General features: G+C 39.7%; 15 protein-coding genes. 7 read left to right on the plus strand and 8 right to left on the minus strand.

The features are described 5' to 3' along the window. Positions 1-101 precede the first annotated feature (101 nt). From H6H03_RS08545 to H6H03_RS08560, 4 genes are all read right to left on the minus strand, one after another. Complete coding sequence (locus tag H6H03_RS08545; protein ID WP_190954704.1) at positions 102-1349, minus strand: hypothetical protein; 1248 nt, start codon at positions 1347-1349, stop codon at positions 102-104. Between the two features lie 139 nt (positions 1350-1488). Beyond that, positions 1489-3315 carry an iron uptake porin gene (locus tag H6H03_RS08550; RefSeq protein ID WP_242065740.1) on the minus strand — a complete coding sequence of 609 codons (1827 nt, stop codon included), beginning with the start codon at positions 3313-3315 and terminating at the stop codon, positions 1489-1491. A 183-nt stretch (positions 3316-3498) separates the two neighbouring features. Further along, entirely contained in the window at positions 3499-3975 is a 477-nt protein-coding gene (locus H6H03_RS08555) for a hypothetical protein (protein WP_190954706.1), read from the minus strand. A 142-nt stretch (positions 3976-4117) separates the two neighbouring features. Then, positions 4118-4348 carry a hypothetical protein gene (locus H6H03_RS08560; protein WP_190954707.1) on the minus strand — a complete coding sequence of 77 codons (231 nt, stop codon included), beginning with the start codon at positions 4346-4348 and terminating at the stop codon, positions 4118-4120. A gap of 627 nt (positions 4349-4975) precedes the next feature. Here H6H03_RS08560 and H6H03_RS08565 point away from each other — a divergent pair. Both H6H03_RS08565 and H6H03_RS08570 read left to right on the plus strand, forming a co-directional pair. After that, on the plus strand, positions 4976-5767 hold the full coding sequence (locus H6H03_RS08565) for a hypothetical protein (RefSeq protein WP_190954708.1): 792 nt from the start codon (positions 4976-4978) through the stop codon (positions 5765-5767). Between the two features lie 396 nt (positions 5768-6163). Further along, on the plus strand, positions 6164-6526 hold the full coding sequence (locus H6H03_RS08570; protein ID WP_190954709.1) for a hypothetical protein: 363 nt from the start codon (positions 6164-6166) through the stop codon (positions 6524-6526). Between the two features lie 396 nt (positions 6527-6922). On the opposite strand, the gene H6H03_RS08575 is transcribed toward H6H03_RS08570, so the two are convergent. The 3 genes from H6H03_RS08575 to H6H03_RS08585 form a co-directional block, all read right to left on the minus strand. Further along, positions 6923-7687: an energy-coupling factor ABC transporter ATP-binding protein gene (locus H6H03_RS08575; protein ID WP_190954710.1), complete on the minus strand. Its 765-nt coding sequence runs from the start codon at positions 7685-7687 to the stop codon at positions 6923-6925. Positions 7688-7767: 80 nt separating this feature from the next. Then, entirely contained in the window at positions 7768-8421 is a 654-nt protein-coding gene (locus H6H03_RS08580; RefSeq protein ID WP_190954711.1) for an energy-coupling factor transporter transmembrane component T family protein, read from the minus strand. After that, complete coding sequence (locus tag H6H03_RS08585; RefSeq protein ID WP_190954712.1) at positions 8414-9337, minus strand: energy-coupling factor ABC transporter permease; 924 nt, start codon at positions 9335-9337, stop codon at positions 8414-8416. Before H6H03_RS08585 ends, H6H03_RS08580 begins: the two co-directional genes overlap by 8 nt. A gap of 1427 nt (positions 9338-10764) precedes the next feature. On the opposite strand from H6H03_RS08585, the gene H6H03_RS08590 reads away from it, so the two are divergent. The 3 genes from H6H03_RS08590 (at position 10765) to H6H03_RS08600 (ending at position 16886) form a co-directional block, all read left to right on the plus strand. After that, the gene (locus tag H6H03_RS08590; RefSeq protein ID WP_190954713.1) at positions 10765-12009 is read left to right on the plus strand and encodes a glycosyltransferase; all 1245 of its coding nucleotides are present in this window, start codon (positions 10765-10767) and stop codon (positions 12007-12009) included. 213 nt (positions 12010-12222) lie between these two features. Beyond that, complete coding sequence (locus H6H03_RS08595) at positions 12223-13947, plus strand: glycosyltransferase family 39 protein (protein ID WP_190954787.1); 1725 nt, start codon at positions 12223-12225, stop codon at positions 13945-13947. A gap of 410 nt (positions 13948-14357) precedes the next feature. Further along, on the plus strand, positions 14358-16886 hold the full coding sequence (locus tag H6H03_RS08600) for a mannose-1-phosphate guanyltransferase (protein WP_190954714.1): 2529 nt from the start codon (positions 14358-14360) through the stop codon (positions 16884-16886). 72 nt (positions 16887-16958) lie between these two features. Here the strand turns inward: H6H03_RS08600 and H6H03_RS08605 are convergent, their stop codons facing one another. Continuing rightward, positions 16959-17237 (minus strand): hypothetical protein, encoded by a 279-nt coding sequence (locus H6H03_RS08605; RefSeq protein ID WP_242057790.1) that lies wholly within the window; start codon positions 17235-17237, stop codon positions 16959-16961. An 805-nt stretch (positions 17238-18042) separates the two neighbouring features. Between H6H03_RS08605 and fldA the strand changes: the two genes are divergently transcribed. Both fldA and H6H03_RS08615 read left to right on the plus strand, forming a co-directional pair. Then, positions 18043-18555: a flavodoxin FldA gene (gene fldA, locus H6H03_RS08610; RefSeq protein WP_190954716.1), complete on the plus strand. Its 513-nt coding sequence runs from the start codon at positions 18043-18045 to the stop codon at positions 18553-18555. A gap of 185 nt (positions 18556-18740) precedes the next feature. Next, positions 18741-19493, plus strand: a complete 753-nt coding sequence (locus tag H6H03_RS08615) for an alpha/beta fold hydrolase (protein ID WP_190954717.1) — start codon at positions 18741-18743, stop codon at positions 19491-19493. Positions 19494-19537 lie beyond the last annotated feature (44 nt).

The following is a 19537-nucleotide window of genomic DNA, read 5'->3' on the forward strand; positions in this document are numbered from 1 at the left end:
AAACGGGGACTGGTGAGTAGAAAAAAGTTTTTTGGTTATAAATTTCTCTTCGTTACTGTCCCCGAAAGCGAAAGTTACCATAAGACATGCGAATTAGTTATCTAACGCACCAGGACTCGACTGCGCGGGCCGATCGCTTGTTTGGGCGAAGCAAGTTTTGTACAGCTATCAACAGTATCTTTTGAACAAGCAGTTTGAGCCAGGGTTCCGGGGTTCATAACTACTTGATTAACTGTTGCAGAATTACCACTACTGAACTCCATGTTAGGTGTAGTAGACAGGGATGGAGAATTGGACTCAGATGTATAAGTTGTAGTTGTCGGCGAAGCGATCGCACTATCACTACCAACGATTGGTGCAGCGGTTATTGTGTCACCACTACCAACGATTGGTGCAGCAGTTATTGTGTCACCACTACCAACGATTGGTGCAGCGGTTATTGTGTCACCACTACCAACGATTGGTGCAGCAGTTATTGTGTTACCACTATCAACTATCGTTGGAAGAGTGGGTGTGCTACCACCGCTGACTACCGGTGCAGGAGTAGGTGTGCTGCTACCACCACTGGTTACGGGTGCAGGAGTAGGCGTGCTACTACCACCACTGGGTGCAGGTGTAGGAGTGATAAGAGTCGCATTTGCAGGTACTTTGATTGTCAATTTCCCGATAGGAGAGTTAGTCATTACCAAAGATTTCACTGTTGGTAGACCAGGGAGATCGGACTTGAAATCGAAGACTGTGGGGGTTGCACCACCATTGCGATCGCTATACCTGGGCCCATATCCACTCACTTCAAAAGTTCCCTGATACTGGTTTCCGGTTTTTGGGTCGGTAACAATACCAGTGTATAAGGCTTTTGTGAGATTAAATTCATCCTGAACCACTCCTTGAAACTTAGTTCCGGCTACTGTTCCCTGGTATTTAAAAGGTGTTAACTCACCGCCAGAGAGAACAGGCGAATTCAGAACGCCGTTGAAGGAGATTATGGGAATCCCTTTAAAGTCAACAAAATAATGCAAAGTACCATCTTTACGTGTTTCTACTTTGACATACTCTGACTTGTACACAGGAACGTAATTAGGATTGTTTTTAGTACCTAAGTTCCGCGAGTAAGTCCCCGTGTCGTCTGTGTCAACACGAGTAATGCTTTTATTGAAATTCGGATTATTGTTGGGAAGTTGAATCGTACCAGATAATGTCCCACTGCTTTGAATTGTGATTTGAGCTAAAGCACTTGTTCCACCTAAAGCAATGATGACTGCGGCTAAACTACTGCTGCTAAGAACTGCACAACCCAACTGATAGAATTTTGGATTTTCGTCAAAATTTCTTGTTGAATTTAATTTCATGAAAAATTTGCTCCTTTAATCACCTATGAAAAAATACGCATGACTTTTTCCTTGCTTCCACTGGAGAATGAAAGCATCTAACTACTGATTTTTTCAGTAGCAAAAAAGCGTATTTGATTACATATACATCAGTACAAAATTAAAACCGGAAGGTTGCTCTTAATGCTCCAACTACTAAAGCATCGTTAGCAGCATTGTGATCGGGATTGAAAATAACGAATAAGCCTGGAGTTAGGGCAATATTGTCACTTAGTTGGGCGCGGTAAAAAAGTTCTACATGAATTGATGTGTCAGTGCGTCCCCCTGGTGTCCCTCCATCAGAAAAGTTGGGAAGATTAAATCCCTCTGGTAAAGTACTAGAAGTAATTTTCGGTGGTTGTCCCACAAGAATGCCCCCTAAATTCCCACGGCGCAGCAAATTGGGAAAAGCTGCGAACACCATCCAGTTAGTAGTTTCTACACTTCCAGAAAGATTGGATGGTTTCGAGGAAGTGAAGCCACCCCAACCACCCACCTGTAAGTTAGGGTTAATTCGCCAAGCAACAGTAGCGCCAACTGCGTGGGTATTGAAAGGTGTAGCATCAGCAAAAGGGGAAATTAGTTGAGAATCGCCAATACCAGTTCCTAGTAGTCCATCTGGGGAGTGGGAATAAAGATAATGTATGCCGATATCAATATTATTAGTAGGTGCTAAACTTAACTGAGTGCCAGCAGTAAATCTACCACCAAATAATCCGCCCTGGTTGATGTCACCAGGAAAACTGGGAATTTCTGCACTATAAACACCTTGCAAACTGATGCGATCGCTAATTTGCCAGTCAAAACCTATACCACCAGTGCCGTTACCAATGCCTAAAATCGGGTTACGCTGACCAAATAGAGAAATTGCACCGTCGCTAGAACCTTCTAATGGGCTAATACCGCGAAATGTATTGATGGGGTTGACTCCCGCCGTACCGACGACAATTCCTAAGTTATCTGAGGCTAGAAATCTATAAGACAAATCACTAATAACTAGATTGTTGTCTGTGTTGGACTCGAAACCCAACCGCCCCATATTGGTAGATAGCAACGATGCATTAGAACCCAAATTTCCCGCAGACAGCCCTGTTAAGAGCAAATCTCGTCCGGTGAATGAAGTTGCTAAGGTTACTTGGGCGCTACTTGTGAAAGTCAGATTAGTTTTTCCTTGGCGTTCAGGTATGCCATCTCTGGGAAATAAATCTGCATTAGTGGTATTGCTTCCTTGAACGCTAAAAACGGCTTGACCAAATAATCTGGTAGTTGTAGAAAACTGATTAGCTTGTAATTCACTAGTCCGGTTTTCTAGAACCTCGACACGCTGCTGTAATTGTTGCAACTCTGCTTTGAATTCGTCTTGTAACCTTTGGAGCAGGATTAAATCTTGATCGTTAACAGTGTTAAGTTTACTGCTAGCGATTGCTTCGTTAATCTTTTCTAAACAAGCATTTAAACCAGCTGCAAATTCATAACGAGTAATAGTACGATTCCCCAAATAAGTACCATCAGCATATCCCGCAATGCAGCCATAGCGTTCTACCAAAGACTGCAAAGCACCAAAAGCCCAATCAGAGGGTTGCACATCCTCAAGCTGTGATACCGAGTTAACTTGAAACATTGGGTCGTCTGAGTCTGCGACTCCGGGATCGTTTTTGTCAAGTTCTTCGGTTAGAGGTTGGGTATTTTTTGATTCAGGCGAGTTAGAAGAACTGATAAATTGAATTTTTTCTCTGCTTTTTTTAAGTATATTTTCGTACTTATTTTCGGCAACTTTTGAAGTACTTATATCTGGCTGTACAAATTCAGGTGGTGTAATTTCAGCAGGGGTGACTACTTGAGATAAATTTTCTTCGGTTGACTCCTGCACCTGATTATCTGGCTCAATTACTGGCTGTTCTGGTAAATTAAGCGCAGATACTGGCGCTGTTGCTAGTACACTCGCCATCAGTAGACTCATATCACTCCTGGTATTTCATTTGACTTGCACCAACATTTCTTTTGACAGTCAAAGTTGGCGTGTATCAGGAATATTTCTAAAAAAAGAGTGATAAAAGTTACTGAATTTTAGTAGCAAGTTGGGAGGATGAGGGAGAGGAATTAATAAACCATGCCCAATGCCCAAATTAGATTATTCTGCTTGTTTACAATACTTATTCATTTCATCGACTAACTTATCTGACTGCTTGCCAATAGCTTCAGCAGCTGTCAGCGATGAATCAATTTCGTTTCTGGCTTTTTGAATTCTTTCCTTACCAGCAGCCGAGGCTTCTGCTATTTTAGTCGAACCTAGCGCTTTACCTGCTTTGGCGATCGCTTGACTGAGATTCTGAAAAATTTTAACAAAACCGCTTTGATATTCTTTCAGCTTGGGGTCTGCTAAATTCAGTTCCTGAATTGATTTAGTAATAAACTGCAAATCTTTAGACAGCTGGATGCTGGTTATGACTTGCGTTCCTTTATTTTTATCAATCAATGACGTTCCTTCATTAACAAGTTTAATCAATCGCTGGCACTGGGAGACTTTAGTTTCGCTGCAACTACTAATGAACAAAGCAATGCTCAGGCTTACAGGAGCAAGAACAGTATATTTGTGTGAAATAGACATTAACACCCCAAGAGTAATAAAACTGAGAATATAGTATTCAATATTACGAATAAAGATAATAACTCAGGTAGAGGGGTATGGGGCAAAAGTTTAACAACTTAGTTAATCTGCTTGTCTTGGAACTTTGTCAACTTTTCTTGCCCTATAAAAAAAGGAATAATCCGCTAATAGAAATAATATCTCCCATTGAAAGTGCACCCATGCCTACCCCAGCAATTCCCTCTACTGGTAAATAAGTTTCTCCACCCGAAAAATAGGCAATACGCCCAGATTCATCTAGCCAAGCTTCTTCAACCTCACCAAAACTATTAGCTGTTGAGCTATCTATTGCTATCCAACCGATAATTTGACTACGACGGACAACATTGAGCATACTTTTCCTCCAATACTCTCTGTTTCTCGTAGAGTTTGAGCAATAAACCCAGCGGCTCGCCTTTTGCCACCTTGTTGTTTGTTTGGAACATGGACTCTATTTTGAGGATAGGAAAAAAATGTGAGGAATATGTGAGGAATTTTCTAACTGATATCTTGCACTAAGCAACTGGAAGTTAATAACAGAAGTTTAAGAGACTCTTGCCATATAGAAGCGTATATTTTTAGTGTTTTGGCGCAGTTTGCTCAATTCAAAGGGATATTTGATTTCAGTGGCTATTATCTAACTTTTGACTGAACCTTCTCTAACTAAAGTTAGAGGGTTATATTTTGGGGATCAGAAAAATAGGAGTAACTCTAGTTTTTGTGTGAGCTAAGTCTAAGTGCGCCTACTCAATAAATCAAATCTAAATATTCGATATTACAAACAAAGATAAGCGTTTAGAAAGCAGAATAATTTACTTTAATATAGTTGTTAAGATGTATGAATTGGTGATTGTTTTGTTTAGCGATCGCTTGAGGTTTAGTTATTAATTTAAAAATTACTTATCTACACTTTTAAATGTTTTAATAACTTGCCCAGCATTTTTTATTTTATGTTATTTATTGTATACATTCGGAGTTTTTTATGAATAGCAAGCAGAACAATAAATCTATTTTCTTATCGTTTGGTATAATAGTTTTTATATGGCTATTAAGTGGTATAATTTATACAATTTTTGTTGTTCCATCTTCCGATAATATTATTAATTGGTTGATGCATAAAAAATCTTCAACAACACAACCTTCAGCATCTCTACTAAGCACACCAAATACACAAACACAAGCTTTGAATGATGAGCAATTTGACAAGATGATTGAAAGAAGTAATCGAATACATCATATTGTGGAACAACATGTATTCAGTCTTTTTATAATATTCGGAGGTACAATTTTTACCATATTAACTACAATGTTCGCTCTTGGAGGTAAAAAATGGATTAAGGATAACATGGATAAAGAGATGCAAAAACAATATCAAGACAAAGTTATGTCTTTCATAAACGAAACATCCAAATTAATGACTTTATTTTCTTGGATAAATGATGAACAAATTCTATCTAATTTCACTTTGAGTATTCCTGCTAATAACATAAAAATATTGCAGGACGATTTAGAAAAAATACTTAATAGCATCAAACAAAATTTTCCAGAGAACAAATACGTGCAACCTTTTTTTCATGTTAAAGAAGGAGATTTGTGTTATTGTGCGGCAAAATTATTGAATCGAGAAGCAGATTATAAAAAAAGTAAAGATAAAAAAGAACAAGCAAGGGATTATTATAATCAAGCCCGAAAAGCATATGAACGCGCTATTTCTGAAAAATTTGAAGATATCAAAATTTTTGAATCTATTTTCTGGAGTCAAATTGTAAACTAGCAAATGTATTCACTGATTTAGCAACTGTCTTTACTGATTCAAGAAGTTTTTATGGTGATGCAGATATAATGTATGAAAAATCTATAAATACTTGGAAAAATTATTATTGGGATCACCATAGTAAAGGAGACTTATTTGCAAAACAAAAAAATATTTTGAGGCGATTGAAAAATATGACGAAGCATTAAAAATACATCAAACCAATGCAGAGACTTGGTATAAAAAGAGGACTACGTTAGCATTATTAAATGACGATCAAAAAGCAATTAATTGCTATAAAAAAGCTTTTTACTCACGATAAAAGCTCGATATTAGATGACTTCGGTGATGTGTTAAATAAGTCATGGCGCTTGCCAAAAAATAAATCAGCTTTGAATTTAGAAAATAAATGGATTGATGAAAGAAAGCGATCAAAAAGCTTTAGAAATTTTTGAAAATACATATAAAGAGCATAAATATCTCTGGGAAAAATGGCAGAGTCATCAGAATTTAAATGAAGAAGATAAGAAAAAAATCGTTGACTATTTATACAATGAAGCTATTTTGTATTTTTTTATACCAAATATAGACGTAAAACCGCAATTAAAAGAGGTTGAGAGAATCCAATTAATTGATTATTTAGATGAATTAAAAGATAAAGACCTAGATTGGGGTTTATTCTTCAGAGATAGATCTAATCTAAATTATAAATTTGATTTAACTTTAATTCAAGCTGTTCTCAGTAATGTAAGAAGCGTAATCTCTCTGATTTTTACCTAGACGTAGTGCTGAGGAATTTTTATAATTTGCTACCAAAAGCAGATTTTTTTGACTGAGAAACTATCCTCATAAGGACATGGGTATTGTTTTACAAAAATTGTTAAAACTTAATAAAATTATTGAAGAAAAATTAATTATTGCTACGATCTAAAATCATTATTCATGAACTTAAAGTACCCATAAAAAATGGGCAGTTCATAAATTTAGTAGCAATACTGTAATATACAAACTTACTGTGGTATTTTTCGGATTTTTTAGGTTGATTTAAAATGTGGCGGACTAACAGAAAAAAAGGGGCTAAAGCCCCTTAAGGAAACCCACTGCGGTGGGTTTTATTTGTATAGACGCGGTTTGTAACCGCCCATTTAGCATCAAATTAACTCCACCCATCTCAAATCACCAATCTACTGGCAAACCTAATTGGTCTAAAGTAGTGCCATTTTGCAAAAGTGGCTGAATATCGCTGTCTATTTGAATACGACCACCAGATAACACCAAGGCACGTTGAGTAACTCTACCCAACCAATGCAGGTCATGAGAGGCAATTAATATCACTTCTACGGGTAACTTAAACAATACTTGTGCTAAATGACGCCGCCATGCTGGGTCAAGACCGTTAGTCGGCTCATCCAAAATTAGAATCGTTGGTTCTAGAGCTAAAATTGCGGCAAGGGCAGCGAGGCGTCTTTGTCCACCGGAGAGTTCGTGGGCAGAGCGATTGGCATAGGCTTCCAGACCAAAATCTGCTAACAACTTACGGGCGCGATCGCCAGCTTCTGCTGCTGACATACCATAGTTGCGCGGGCCGAAGGTGACATCTTCTAAGATGGTGGGCATAAATAGCTGGTCATTAGCATCTTGGAAGCTAAAACCAATTTGACGACGTATTTCAGGTAAAGTTTTCGGTTGTACGGGAATGCCATTAATCCTAATTTTTCCGGATTGCGGTTCTTTTAAGCCAATTAGGTTTTCCAGCAAGGTGCTTTTTCCAGAACCTGTGGCTCCCATCAAAGCCACGCGATCGCCTCTGTTCAAGTTAAAAGAAATTCCTTGCAATACTGCTTCTTGGCGGGAATATGCATACACCAAGTTCTCAACTTCGACTACAGCGGCGTGGGGTTTATTGGTTGATGGTTGGGAGTTGGAAGTTAAAGATTTCAAAATGTACCTATGCAAAAGAATGGGGAATGAGTAGAGACGCGATGAATCGCCTCTGATTCATCGCGTCTGCGGGGAGGAGGTTAAATTTTGTAGGAAGTTACGGTAACTGTGGCAGCGATCGCCCAAGCTAATAACAAGGCAAAGCGCTCTTTTGGCCTGAGACTGGAATCTATGGGCAATTGTCCGTTGTAACCACGAGCTACCATTGCTGCGTAAACTCGTTCTGCTCTGTCTAAACTGCGGAGATACAAGGCTCCAATCATGGCAGCACTCGCGTAGCGCAGCCATGCCGCAGTTCCACTTAGACCTCGTAATTGAGCGCTGCGCTGCATACGTGTGACTTCTGAGAGCAAAATCTCCATATATTGCCCAGCTAGGAGCAAGTTTTCTTTAATCGGTGCTGGTACCGGTAAGCTTTTGAGAGCAATACCGAAACTGTGGGGCGGTAAAGTTAACAAAAAACTATTCATGGCAATCAGACAAACCAGGGAACGAACTAGCAAAAAACTAGCCCTCTCCCATCCCAAGGGTAATGCCAGGAATGACAAAAAAATTAATTCTGTACCGAGTAATCCTCCCAACTTGCGAATTGGTACGCGCAATAGCCAAGCCCACAAAAGTGCGATCGCACCATACACACCCAGGCTATACCAAGCATAATGCTTTAATAATGCTGCCCCTACTACGATCGCTAGGGACAATTGCAAACGTAGCGGCAAGGAAAGTTTAAGCATTGTTCGGTTTCACTATTTTGGCAATGCCAAAGGCAACAGCAAAGCAAACCGCAGCCCCTACAAGCCCAGCGATACTAGTGCCAATTGCTCCTAAACCCTCAATTCCATAGTCAGCTAGAGGAGTTGGTACAATTATCCGTACTTTGCTGGCTAAGTCGATGAAACCTAAGTTTTCGGCAACTTTTTCTAAACCATCAGGCCATGCTGAAGCAAACAGTGAGAATACTCCTGCAATTAAAAAAACGCTGACAATGGGTATCGACCATCCACGAAATTCGTGCTGTTCCCCTGGTAATAAATCTGGCCGGGCAGTGGCTAAATAAGTCAGTACACCGCTGGTAATCACTCCTTCACCAACGCCAATCAGAATATGTACGCCAGTCATGGCTGGTAAAACGACTGCTACAGGTGCAGTTCCAGAGAGGGCTAATTCAAGGGCTGCTACTACCGCGGCTACTACTACACTGATACCAGCCCCAATGCCCGCAGCTAATGGTAAACGCCCTTTAGAACCTCCAAACAGCCGCTGTAAGGTTTGGGTCAAAATCCAGCCTACCCAAACACCAATTACTGCCATGTTCAAAATATTTGCGCCCAATGCTGTAATTCCACCATCAGCAAACAGCACGGCTTGAATAATTAAAACTGTGGCGATAGACAGCATTCCGGCCCAAGGGCTGCCTAAAACGATCGCTGCTAAAGTTCCTCCCAACAGGTGACCGCTAGTACCTCCTGCTACAGGAAAATTAATCATCTGGGCAGCAAAAATAAAGGCAGTGGTTAGCCCTAGCAAAGGAGCGCGACGCACACCAAAAGCTTCTTGCGATCGCCCTAAGGCGACAAAAAGTGCTGCCACACTCGCTAAACTAGTAGCCCCTGCTACTGGCACAGAAACAAATCCATCAGGAATATGCATAACTTACCCTGTATTTTAGATATTCACTTACTTAAAACAAGTAATAAAGTAACAAGCATATAAATTAATAACAAACAAAATTTTTCTCCTGTTTGCAATGCCCCAATGGGGGATTTTATTGTGTTACTTTTGACAGATTTACAATACAATATATACTTCTTAGTATACTTGATTTTTTGTTTTTATTAAGTTTTATGAATTTTAATTTTACATATATTACTAAACTTTAATTGATTATTGCAAAAGTCAAAAAATCTCGATAAATATCTGCGTTAATTGCTGTAATCAAAATTAAAAAAATAGCTATTCTATATTAAAATTTATTTCTCAACTAAAAATAAAATTACCCTAGTTGTCACTGTGACTTGTCTGATCAAAGGGCTTTTGCTCTATAGCAGTTGACGTTGTATTAGTTGAATATTTCCAGATAATTTGTCATGAAAAACATAAATATTTAGTGTCTCAATTAGCATCAATTAACATGTTAATGACAGTTGGTAGTATAAGGTTATCACTAGACTAAACACTACTCATCCTGCCTCTCCTACTTGAGATTTTTTTTATAGCAGATTGCAATGTGAGGTGGAGATAATTGCAAGGGCAACGGCTATTCGTCGCTACTAGCTCGACATTTATTAAAAAAGAATTAATTTTTATTTAAATAATTTTTTGTGGATAAAAAATATTAATAATTCAATATATGCCGATAAATGACTGCAAACTTATTGCTAAGCCGATTATATCCCAAAATTATTAAATCATTTGCGGCTTTGAATATTGCAAATTTTCACAAATTCAATATAATTACTATGTTTAGATTACTAAATAATAAAATGTCTAAAATTTCCTTTATTGAACTTTGCCAGCATTTCCAGCGTTAGACTTAAAAACTTTAACCGCTAAACTACTACACCATAAAGAAGTGTGTGTTGCTCACCCAAGGGACGAATAATTACTTTTATTTATAGTAAATTAAACTATTTATAAGATATAAAAATAAGGTATTGATTGAACAATGATTCTCTAGTAGCACTTAGAAAAGTTAAGTTTGCTAGCAGCCTTAACTCCAGAGCAGTTACTAGGAACACAAGGCACTGAGGTAGCACCAGCTTCAATTTTGGCGAAATCTCAAATCAAAAATTGTTTGACTAAGTTAGGTTAATGGTAGACTGTATTTATACTGGTATAAATAATATTTTTAAAATAAATAAAGATTATCACAGTAACAGCCAGCAAAATATAAAATTTAGATGAATTTAGTAAAATTACTGGAAATTAATGTGCGGGAATTACTAAACTTTTAAAATAGGAACCTGTAACAAAAGTAATTACAACACGTTAAAGAAAGTAAATTGGATCGACAAAGCTAGCAGATGTTCGGTTCTATTAATCACAACATCTACCATCCTTGTTATGTTATTTGAAACATGAAAACAAACTCATCGAATTCACTATTAACAGTTCCAACTGGTCTACTCAAGATTTCAGAATTACCTCCTAAGACTCTCGATATCAGTAGCGAATCGATCCGTCTTTCCTTAGTAATTCCTACTTATAAAGAGCGTGATAACATCAAGCAGATAGTCAGTATATTAACTCAAATACTAGATGAATCAATTCCAGGCAAGTACGAGCTAATTATCGTAGACGATGATAGTCCAGACAGGACTTGGGAAATCGCACAATCCTTGACAACAGAATATCCGCAGTTGCGCGTAATGCGACGCCAAAACGAACGTGGTCTGTCTTCAGCAGTGATTCGCGGTTGGCAAGCAGCCACAGGAAGCGTATTAGGAGTGATTGATGGAGATTTGCAGCATCCGCCAGAGGTGCTGATGGAACTGCTGCGTAGTGTTGACCAGGGAGCAGATTTGGCAGTGGCTAGCCGCCATGTCGAAGGAGGCGGTGTCAGCAGTTGGAGTGTTGCCAGACGTTTCTTGTCCCGTGGCGCTCAGTTGTTAGGTTTAATTATCTTACCGGGTGTATTGGGAAGAGTTTCCGACCCCATGAGTGGTTATTTTATGGTGCGTCGGAGTGCGATCGCCAATGCAATACTCAATCCCGTAGGATACAAAATTCTTCTAGAGGTAATCGGCCGGGGAAAAGTGAACCAAGTTGCCGAAGTTGGGTATGTATTTTCCGAACGCAAAGAGGGTGAAAGTAAAGTTACATGGAAACAATATGTAGACTACCTACGCCACTTAGTGCGGTTGCGACTTTCCACAGGCAGGGTAGGACGATTGAGGAGAAAAGTTAATTTTCCAGTTGATCGATTTGTGCGCTTTGGTTTGGTTGGCTTGAGTGGGGTATTTGTGGATATGGCAGTGCTTTTCTTACTGAGCGATCCCACTACCTTAGCTTTACCATTGACACGCAGCAAAATTATTGCTGGTGAAATTGCAATATTAAATAATTTCTTGTGGAATGATGCTTGGACATTTGCTGATGTTAGCTCTAGACAACAAGAATGGCATCAACGGGCCAAACGGTTTTTTAAATTTAATGTCATTTGCCTTGCTGGACTCATATTAAATGTACTGGTATTAAATTTAGTCTTCAATTTCTTAATTCCTAATCGTTATATTGCCAATTTAATTGCGATCGCAGTTGCTACTATTTGGAATTTTTGGGTGAATTTGAAACTCAGCTGGCGCGTCACGGATGTGAAATAATTACAACGATGGATTTGAGATTTTGATTTTTCTTTTTAGATTTTAGAACGAACCTAAATCTAAAACGTCAAATTTACAAATCCATCAGTGTGAGGCCCGGCTATGACAGTTTTTGGGGAAACATCCTATTTTTGCAAAAAGATTATCTTGTTGCTGCCGATTTGGGTAGCTCAGATTCTGCCACCAAAAGATCAAAAATCTGTCCCCCAACGGATGTTTTTGAACAAATGGTATGCTCCCCTTTTTCCTAGCTGGTTTCATCCTTTGATGTGGTTCATCATCGGTTTTGGTTTGCGCCTAAGTAACTTGACTGCAAAGCCTCCTTGGACTGATGAATTTTCTACCTTAGTTTTTAGTTTAGGAAATAATTTTTTAGGAATACCTCTGGATAGAGCGATCGCAGCTGATATCCTATTACAACCGCTACAACCAAACCCAGCTGCTAGTATTGGTGATGTAATTCATAACTTAGTTACACAAGATACCCATCCACCGCTGTATTTTGTACTAGCTTATCTGTGGATGAAATTATTTCCCGATGAAGGAGGATTAGTATCGCTATTCGCTGCGCGATCGTTACCAGCTTTCATCGGTGCTATATCCATACCTTGTGTTTATATATTAGGTAGAATAGCATTCCGCTCATCATTGGTGGGAAACTTTGCTGCTGCCATAATGGCAGTATCACCCTATGCAATTTTTTTGTCACAAGAAGCACGGCATTACAGTTTAGCAGCCTTATGGGTAATTGGTTCGCTCACCTGCTTAGTAATTGCCACGCGCCATTTACAAAACCGCACCCCGTTACCAATGTGGGTAGCATTTGCTTGGGTAGAAATTAATGCTTTGGGTTTTGCTACCCATTACTTCTTCAGCCTCACCCTCTGCACTGAAGCTGTAGTTTTGATATTTCTAGCTTGGCATCAAAAACAAACTAGCACAAAATTTTCTCTGTTTTCTTCTTCCTGGCAGCGCATCTATGCAGTTGCTATCGGTACTTTTGTTGCAAGTTTAATTTGGCTACCAATCTTTTTAGAAAATAGCAATCGCGATAATTTAACCGAGTGGATTCGAGGTTCGCGTGAGGGACTAGATTGGATTGCGCCAATTTTTCAAGCTTTAGGAACATTGATTACAATGATTTCACTGTTACCAGTTGAATCTGCACAACTATTGATTGTGATTCCTTCAGGACTGGTGATGCTGATTTTCTTTATTTGGGCAGTACCAATTTTAGTACGTGGGATGAAAGTTCAACTACAACAGCCAGAAAAGCGGATTATGATTCAGGTGCTAGCCGTAGTTGCTATTAGTGCGATCGCTTTATTCTTTATCTTTACCTACTTTTTAGGCATTGATTTAACTAGGGGCGCTCGGTATCACTTTTTTTATTTTCCCAGTATCATTGTTTTACTAGCAGCAAGTTTGGCAGTTTGTTGGCATCCTCCCAAAGAATTGATTGTTAAAGGCATAAACCGATGGGGAATAAATGGCAAAAAAGCTGTAATCTTAATTTTGTTAATGTCATTCGTCAGCGCAATTACAGTAATATGCAATCTCGGCTATCAAAAATATTATCGCCCTGACCTTTTTGTACAATTAATTCAACAAATATCATTAGCACCAAGATTAATTGCCACCACTCATAAAACTTACGTACACACTGGGGAAATGATGGGAATAGCTAGGGAAATTAAACTTGGAAATTCACCTCAAAATACCCTATTTCTCCTTGCCCATCAAGACCAAGACCCGAATACTCCTAGCATTGCTCTAGAAAATACTTTAAAAACACTACCGCGACCTTTTGACCTGTGGCTAGTAAACTTTGATGCCCCCACAGCAGAAGCCGTCAAAACATGTGTTATCTCTAATACTGAATCTTTACCAAATGTAGACGGCTACGAATATCAACTTTACCATTGCCAAGGGGGATGAGGGAGCAGGGGAGGTAGGGGAAAAGGATTGAAGAAGGCAGGAGGCAGAGGGCAGAAGGCAGAAGGTTGAATTTACAAGGGGATTCAATACCGTACTTAATTGAGGCCACCTTTCTTGAAATTTGGTGGAGGTCTTAAACCCTTGTTCCCTTTGGTCACGGGCAGAGGGCAAAAAACAGTATTCCTTCTGTCTTCTGCCTCCTGCCCTCTGCCTTTCCCGATAAATAATCTTTCCCCTTCTCCCCTTACCCCTTTCCTTTTTCCCATGCCCTGTTTGCCCCATGCCCAATACAGATGCATCTTGTGGAAGTTCCTCAAATATCAATATCCATAGGAGACTAGAGAAAGAAGAAAATAATATATCTAACACGTTTTCAAACAGCAAAGCCTGTAACTAGTTAAGGAGGATTTATGCGTGCAGTACTAATGGCAGGCGGTTCGGGAACGCGGCTTCGTCCGTTAACTTGCGATCTGCCCAAACCGATGGTGCCTATCCTCAATCGACCAATTGCCGAACATATTATCAATCTGCTCAGAAGACATCAAATCACAGAAGTTATTGCGACATTGCATTATTTACCCGATGTCTTGCGAGATTATTTTCAAGATGGCAGCGATTTTGGCGTCCAAATGACCTACGCTGTGGAAGAAGACCAACCTCTGGGGACAGCCGGTTGTGTAAAAAACATTGCGGAACTTCTTGATGAAACTTTTTTAGTGATTAGCGGCGACAGCATAACAGATTTTGACCTAACAGCAGCGATCGCATTTCATAAACAAAAAAAATCAAAAGCTACTTTGATTTTGACCAGGGTTCCTAACCCCATTGAATTTGGGGTAGTGATTACCGATGAAGAACTACGAATTCGGCGATTTTTAGAAAAACCCTCTACTAGTGAAATTTTTTCCGATACCGTCAATACTGGCACTTACATTCTCGAACCAGAAGTTTTGGAGTATCTGCCAGCAAATACTGAATCTGACTTTTCTAAAGACCTATTTCCTTTACTTTTAGCAAAAGATCAGCCAATGTATGGTTACATTGCTGAAGGTTACTGGTGCGATGTCGGTCACTTGGATGCCTATCGGGAAGCTCAGTATGATGCATTAGACCAGAAAGTGCAACTAGATTATGCCTACAAAGAAGTTTCTCCTCAATTATGGGTAGGTCAAAATACTTTTATCGACCAAACAGCCGTAATTGAAACCCCAGTGGTGATTGGTGACAATTGCCGCATCGGCGCAAGAGTCCAGATTGAGGCAGGAACGGTAATTGGCGATAATGTGACTGTTGGCGCTGATGCTAATCTCAAACGCCCCATCGTCTGGAATGGAGCAATCATTGGCGACGAAGCACATCTTTCTGCTTGTGTAATTTCCCGTGGTACTCGTGTAGACCGCCGCGCCCATGTATTAGAAGCTGCTGTTGTGGGTTCGCTTTCTACGGTGGGAGAAGAAGCTCAAATTAGCCCTGGGGTGCGTGTTTGGCCGAGTAAAAAGATTGAGTCAGGTGCTGTTTTAAACATTAACTTGATTTGGGGAAATATTGCCCAACGAAATTTATTTGGGCAACGTGGCGTCCAAGGATTAGCTAATATTGACATCACCCCAGAATTCGCGGTGAAATTGGGAGCTGCTTACGGTTCTACGTTGAAACCTGGTTCTAAGGTAACGGTTTCCCGCGACCAGCGTAATATTTCTCGAATGGTGACGCGATCGCTCATTGCTGGTTTGATGTCTGTAGGTATTGATATTCAAAACCTAGATGCCACAGCTATCCCCATCGCCCGCACCGTTATACCCATCATGAAGGTAGTAGGTGGTATCCATGTGCGCGTACACCCCGATCGCCCTGACTACATTTTGATTGAATTCATGGATGCCAAGGGGATTAATATCTCCAAAGCCTTGGAAAAGAAAATTGAAGGGGCTTACTTTAAGGAAGATATGCGGCGGGCACTAATTCATGAAATTGGTGATGTATCTTACCCCAGCCAAGTCATTGACAGCTACTGCACTGCTTTTGAAAAACTTTTGCACGTTCACACACTCCGCAATAGTCGGGCAAAAGTGGTAATTGATTATGTTTATGCCGTATCTGGGGCAGTTCTACCCCAAATGTTAGATAAATTTGGCGCTGACGCGGTGGTATTGAATGCCAGTGTCAATAAAACGGCCATGTCGGTAACTGACCGCGAAGGATTACTGACTCAATTAGGTCATGTGGTGGAAGCGCTGAAAGCTAACTTTGGCGTCCAAGTCTCGGCTAATGGCGAACAGCTGATTTTAGTTGATGAATCAGGCTACCCAATTCGCGGGGAAATGTTAACAGCACTGATGGTAGACATGATTTTAACTGCTAACCCCAGAGGCACAGTAGTAGTCCCGGTTCACGCTTCCAGCGCTATTGAACAAGTCGCCCGTCGCCATGATGGCAGAGTAATTCGCACCAAAGCCAATCCCACAGCTTTGATGGAAGCTTGTCAGAAAAATCCCAATGTGGTGCTAGGAGGTAGTGGAGAAACTGGTTTTATTTTCCCGCAACTGCATCCGGGATTTGATTCCATGTTCTGCATTGCTAAAATCATCGAAATGTTGACCATACAAGAGCGATCGCTTGCTACTGCACGGTCAGAATTGCCTCGTGTAATTCACAAAACTTATACAGTACGCTGCCCTTGGACAGCCAAAGGTGCTTTAATGCGCTACTTGGTGGAAACTCACCCAGCCCAAAATCTAGAACTCATCGATGGCGTGAAAATTTGCCAACCCTACGATGATAGTTGGCTATTAGTTTTACCAGATGCCAGCGAACCGCTCGTACACTTGTACGCAAATAGCAACGATCGCGATTGGGTAGATGAAACCGTAAGAAACTACCGCACTCGTGTCCAGGCTTTTGTGGAAAGACAACAAGAATATCAACCAGCGGAAGTTTAATTCGTAATTCGTAATTCGTAATTCGTAATTAAAGAATTCAATTACGAATTACGAATTAGCAATTACGAATTATTATTTAGGGCATTCTGGTAAACTTCTCTCGGCGTAATTGCAATCAAAATAAATTAGAGCTTCCCTACTAGAAGCAAATTCTCCAGTTGTGGTGTATGGACTACTTGTTGGACTTGCTTCATATGACCAAATTTTTAAGTAGTAACTGCTATTATCATCGCTAGACCATAGTTCATAGCGGTAATCACCTCCCGAACCCTGACTATTTAAATAGTCAGCCAGTGCTGTATTTGATGTAGATACAAAGGTAAATCCGCTCAAAACAGGAATTACAGCCATTTTTAGTATTTGGATTAATTTCATATATCGGCAAAGAACTAACTTTATCTAGCTTCTTTTACCGATGTATTTATTGAAATCAGTAATTATCGAAAATATCCTGTGAAGATATTGTAAGATGCCAATTTCAAACAATCTTTTGGCATCAGACCGAATTTCGTAGTATTCCAACTATGCTCTTGCACAGTCGGGTAGTTACTCTTAAAATAAAACTACGGTAAACCGATAGAACTACCGTAGTTTTATTTTGCAAAAGAAGATGATTATAAAACTCCCTCCAAAATCAAGCCTAACTCTTTGCTGAAATACTTTACAAAAATTTACAGCTAATAAATGATAAATGAAAAAATTTTTCAATAAGTCTGGTAGTATATCCTTGGACTTATTGATATAGATATTCATTAAGCTGGTTATATATTTCAGCTAGTTGCAAACTTTATCAGGAGATAAGACCATGACAAGCGTGACTGCTCAAACACTAAAGTCGATTGCCTGGTGGGCAACTTCTCAGGAAGACTTTTAGGCACTGATGTTGCTTATGCTGGATTCATTTCTAGGTGAAGAGCAATCAGAGCAATGACTTTCTTTTAATCGCCAAATACGACTTTGCACCACCGATGTATAAGCAGGGATGCCTGATTTGGCAACCTTGGGATTTGGTGTTGGCGAGGTTTAGATTCGAGATTTAAAATTGAGAATTTTTCTCTTAAAGATTTCGATAAATCTAGCTGTCGTTATCGTGTTTCAAATTGGGCGATGGTTCCGGAAATTATTGTGTTCGCAAAACTTTATATCAGGTGTCAACATGTCGAAAAAAATAGGTCTGTTCTACGGTACTCAAACCGGTAACACTGAATCTGCTGCTGAACAAATTCGAGATGAGTTTGGTGGTGATGTTGTAACACTACATCCGATATACGAGGCGGATGCTTCTACTTTTGATGAATACGAATTGCTAATTATTGGCTCTCCCACTTGGGATATTGGTCAACTTCAAAGCGATTGGGAAAGCTTTTTCCCCGATCTTGATGAAATCGATTTTAGTGGTAAGTTGGTTGCCTATTTTGGTGATGGAGACCAATTTGGCTATGCAGATAACTTTCAGGATGCAATCGGAATTCTGGAAGAAAAAATTTCCCAACGAGGTGGGAAAACTGTTGGTTATTGGTCAACAGATGGATATGACTTTAATGAATCTAAAGCTTTGAGAAATGGCAAGTTTGTTGGCTTGGCGCTTGATAACGGTAGCCAATCTGATTTAACAGAAGAGCGAATTAAAACTTGGGTCGCTCAGTTAAAGACAGAATTTGGTTTGTAGAAATTAGGGGCGTACAACTGTACGCAATACTTGTCGGGTTTTGGGGAAAAGGGAAAGAAAAAACCTTTACCCTTTACCCCTTTCCCTTTTCCCCAAACCAAATTCCGAGTTCAAAATGCTTAACCGAGGAGTATTGCAACTGTACGCCCTCAGTGAAATTGATAATTGAGAAATTATAGGTATTTATGTCTGATTCATTTGATGTTTTGTGGTTAAGTGCCAGTTCTGTTTTGCAGCGTTTCGATCGCCCATTAGTTCAATATTTATCTAGGCATCTGAGAATTGCCCATTGGGAATATCACCAAAGTCAAGATGAAGGTAGTTCCATAGACCAAGCTGTAGAGTTGTTGTATGAATTTTTAGAAGACTGCGATCGCTCTGTGCATTTAGCAGGACACGGTATGGGCGGTGCGGTAGCTTTAAGCTTTGCTCGGCGGTATCCCCAAAAAGTGCGATCGCTAACTCTACTCGCTGTAGCATCTCAACCCGCTAACACTTGGCACGCTCACTATTACTTTCAACGACAACTTTTTAGCATCAGCCGCGAACAAATTTTGGCAAGCAGCGCTCGCAGTCTTTTTGGCAATCAACCGCCTCATACTGCTAAAAAGTTAATAGCTGCTTTAGATAAAGATTTAGAACAATCTCCGACACAACACTCTTTATTTAAGTTAGTTTATTTGCCCAAAGGTGGAGTTTCTATGCCAATGATGATATGTGGTTCTAAGACAGATCCAATTGTTAACTCACCTGCCTTGCATGACTGGATGAATTGGTTCAAACCAGAAGATAAACTCTGGGAATGCTCACAAGGCTATCATTTCTTTCACTACTTTTATCCCCAAGAGGTTGGCGAACAAATTTTGAGTTTTTGGGAACGCCACGATTTGCATTTAGTAGAAGCATCTGCACTATCTTTTAGCGCTTCCAAAAGTTAGTTTTGAAGAATAATTGAGGTACTGTAAACCCAAAAAAATCTTGT

The sequence above is a fragment of the Nostoc paludosum FACHB-159 genome, assembly GCF_014698835.1.
Classification (GTDB): Bacteria; Cyanobacteriota; Cyanobacteriia; order Cyanobacteriales; family Nostocaceae; genus Nostoc; species Nostoc paludosum.

Coding starts and splice junctions, on each gene's coding strand:
- H6H03_RS08585 (WP_190954712.1), bottom strand. CDS start 9,337: ATGCATATTCCTGATGGATTTGTTTCTGTGCCAGTAGCAGGGGCTACT.
- fldA (WP_190954716.1), top strand. CDS start 18,043: ATGTCGAAAAAAATAGGTCTGTTCTACGGTACTCAAACCGGTAACACT.
- H6H03_RS08550 (WP_242065740.1), bottom strand. CDS start 3,315: ATGGCGAGTGTACTAGCAACAGCGCCAGTATCTGCGCTTAATTTACCA.
- H6H03_RS08595 (WP_190954787.1), top strand. CDS start 12,223: ATGTTTTTGAACAAATGGTATGCTCCCCTTTTTCCTAGCTGGTTTCAT.
- H6H03_RS08580 (WP_190954711.1), bottom strand. CDS start 8,421: ATGCTTAAACTTTCCTTGCCGCTACGTTTGCAATTGTCCCTAGCGATC.
- H6H03_RS08565 (WP_190954708.1), top strand. CDS start 4,976: ATGAATAGCAAGCAGAACAATAAATCTATTTTCTTATCGTTTGGTATA.
- H6H03_RS08615 (WP_190954717.1), top strand. CDS start 18,741: ATGTCTGATTCATTTGATGTTTTGTGGTTAAGTGCCAGTTCTGTTTTG.
- H6H03_RS08570 (WP_190954709.1), top strand. CDS start 6,164: ATGAAAGAAAGCGATCAAAAAGCTTTAGAAATTTTTGAAAATACATAT.
- H6H03_RS08560 (WP_190954707.1), bottom strand. CDS start 4,348: ATGCTCAATGTTGTCCGTCGTAGTCAAATTATCGGTTGGATAGCAATA.
- H6H03_RS08600 (WP_190954714.1), top strand. CDS start 14,358: ATGCGTGCAGTACTAATGGCAGGCGGTTCGGGAACGCGGCTTCGTCCG.
- H6H03_RS08590 (WP_190954713.1), top strand. CDS start 10,765: ATGAAAACAAACTCATCGAATTCACTATTAACAGTTCCAACTGGTCTA.
- H6H03_RS08545 (WP_190954704.1), bottom strand. CDS start 1,349: ATGAAATTAAATTCAACAAGAAATTTTGACGAAAATCCAAAATTCTAT.
- H6H03_RS08605 (WP_242057790.1), bottom strand. CDS start 17,237: ATGGCTGTAATTCCTGTTTTGAGCGGATTTACCTTTGTATCTACATCA.
- H6H03_RS08555 (WP_190954706.1), bottom strand. CDS start 3,975: ATGTCTATTTCACACAAATATACTGTTCTTGCTCCTGTAAGCCTGAGC.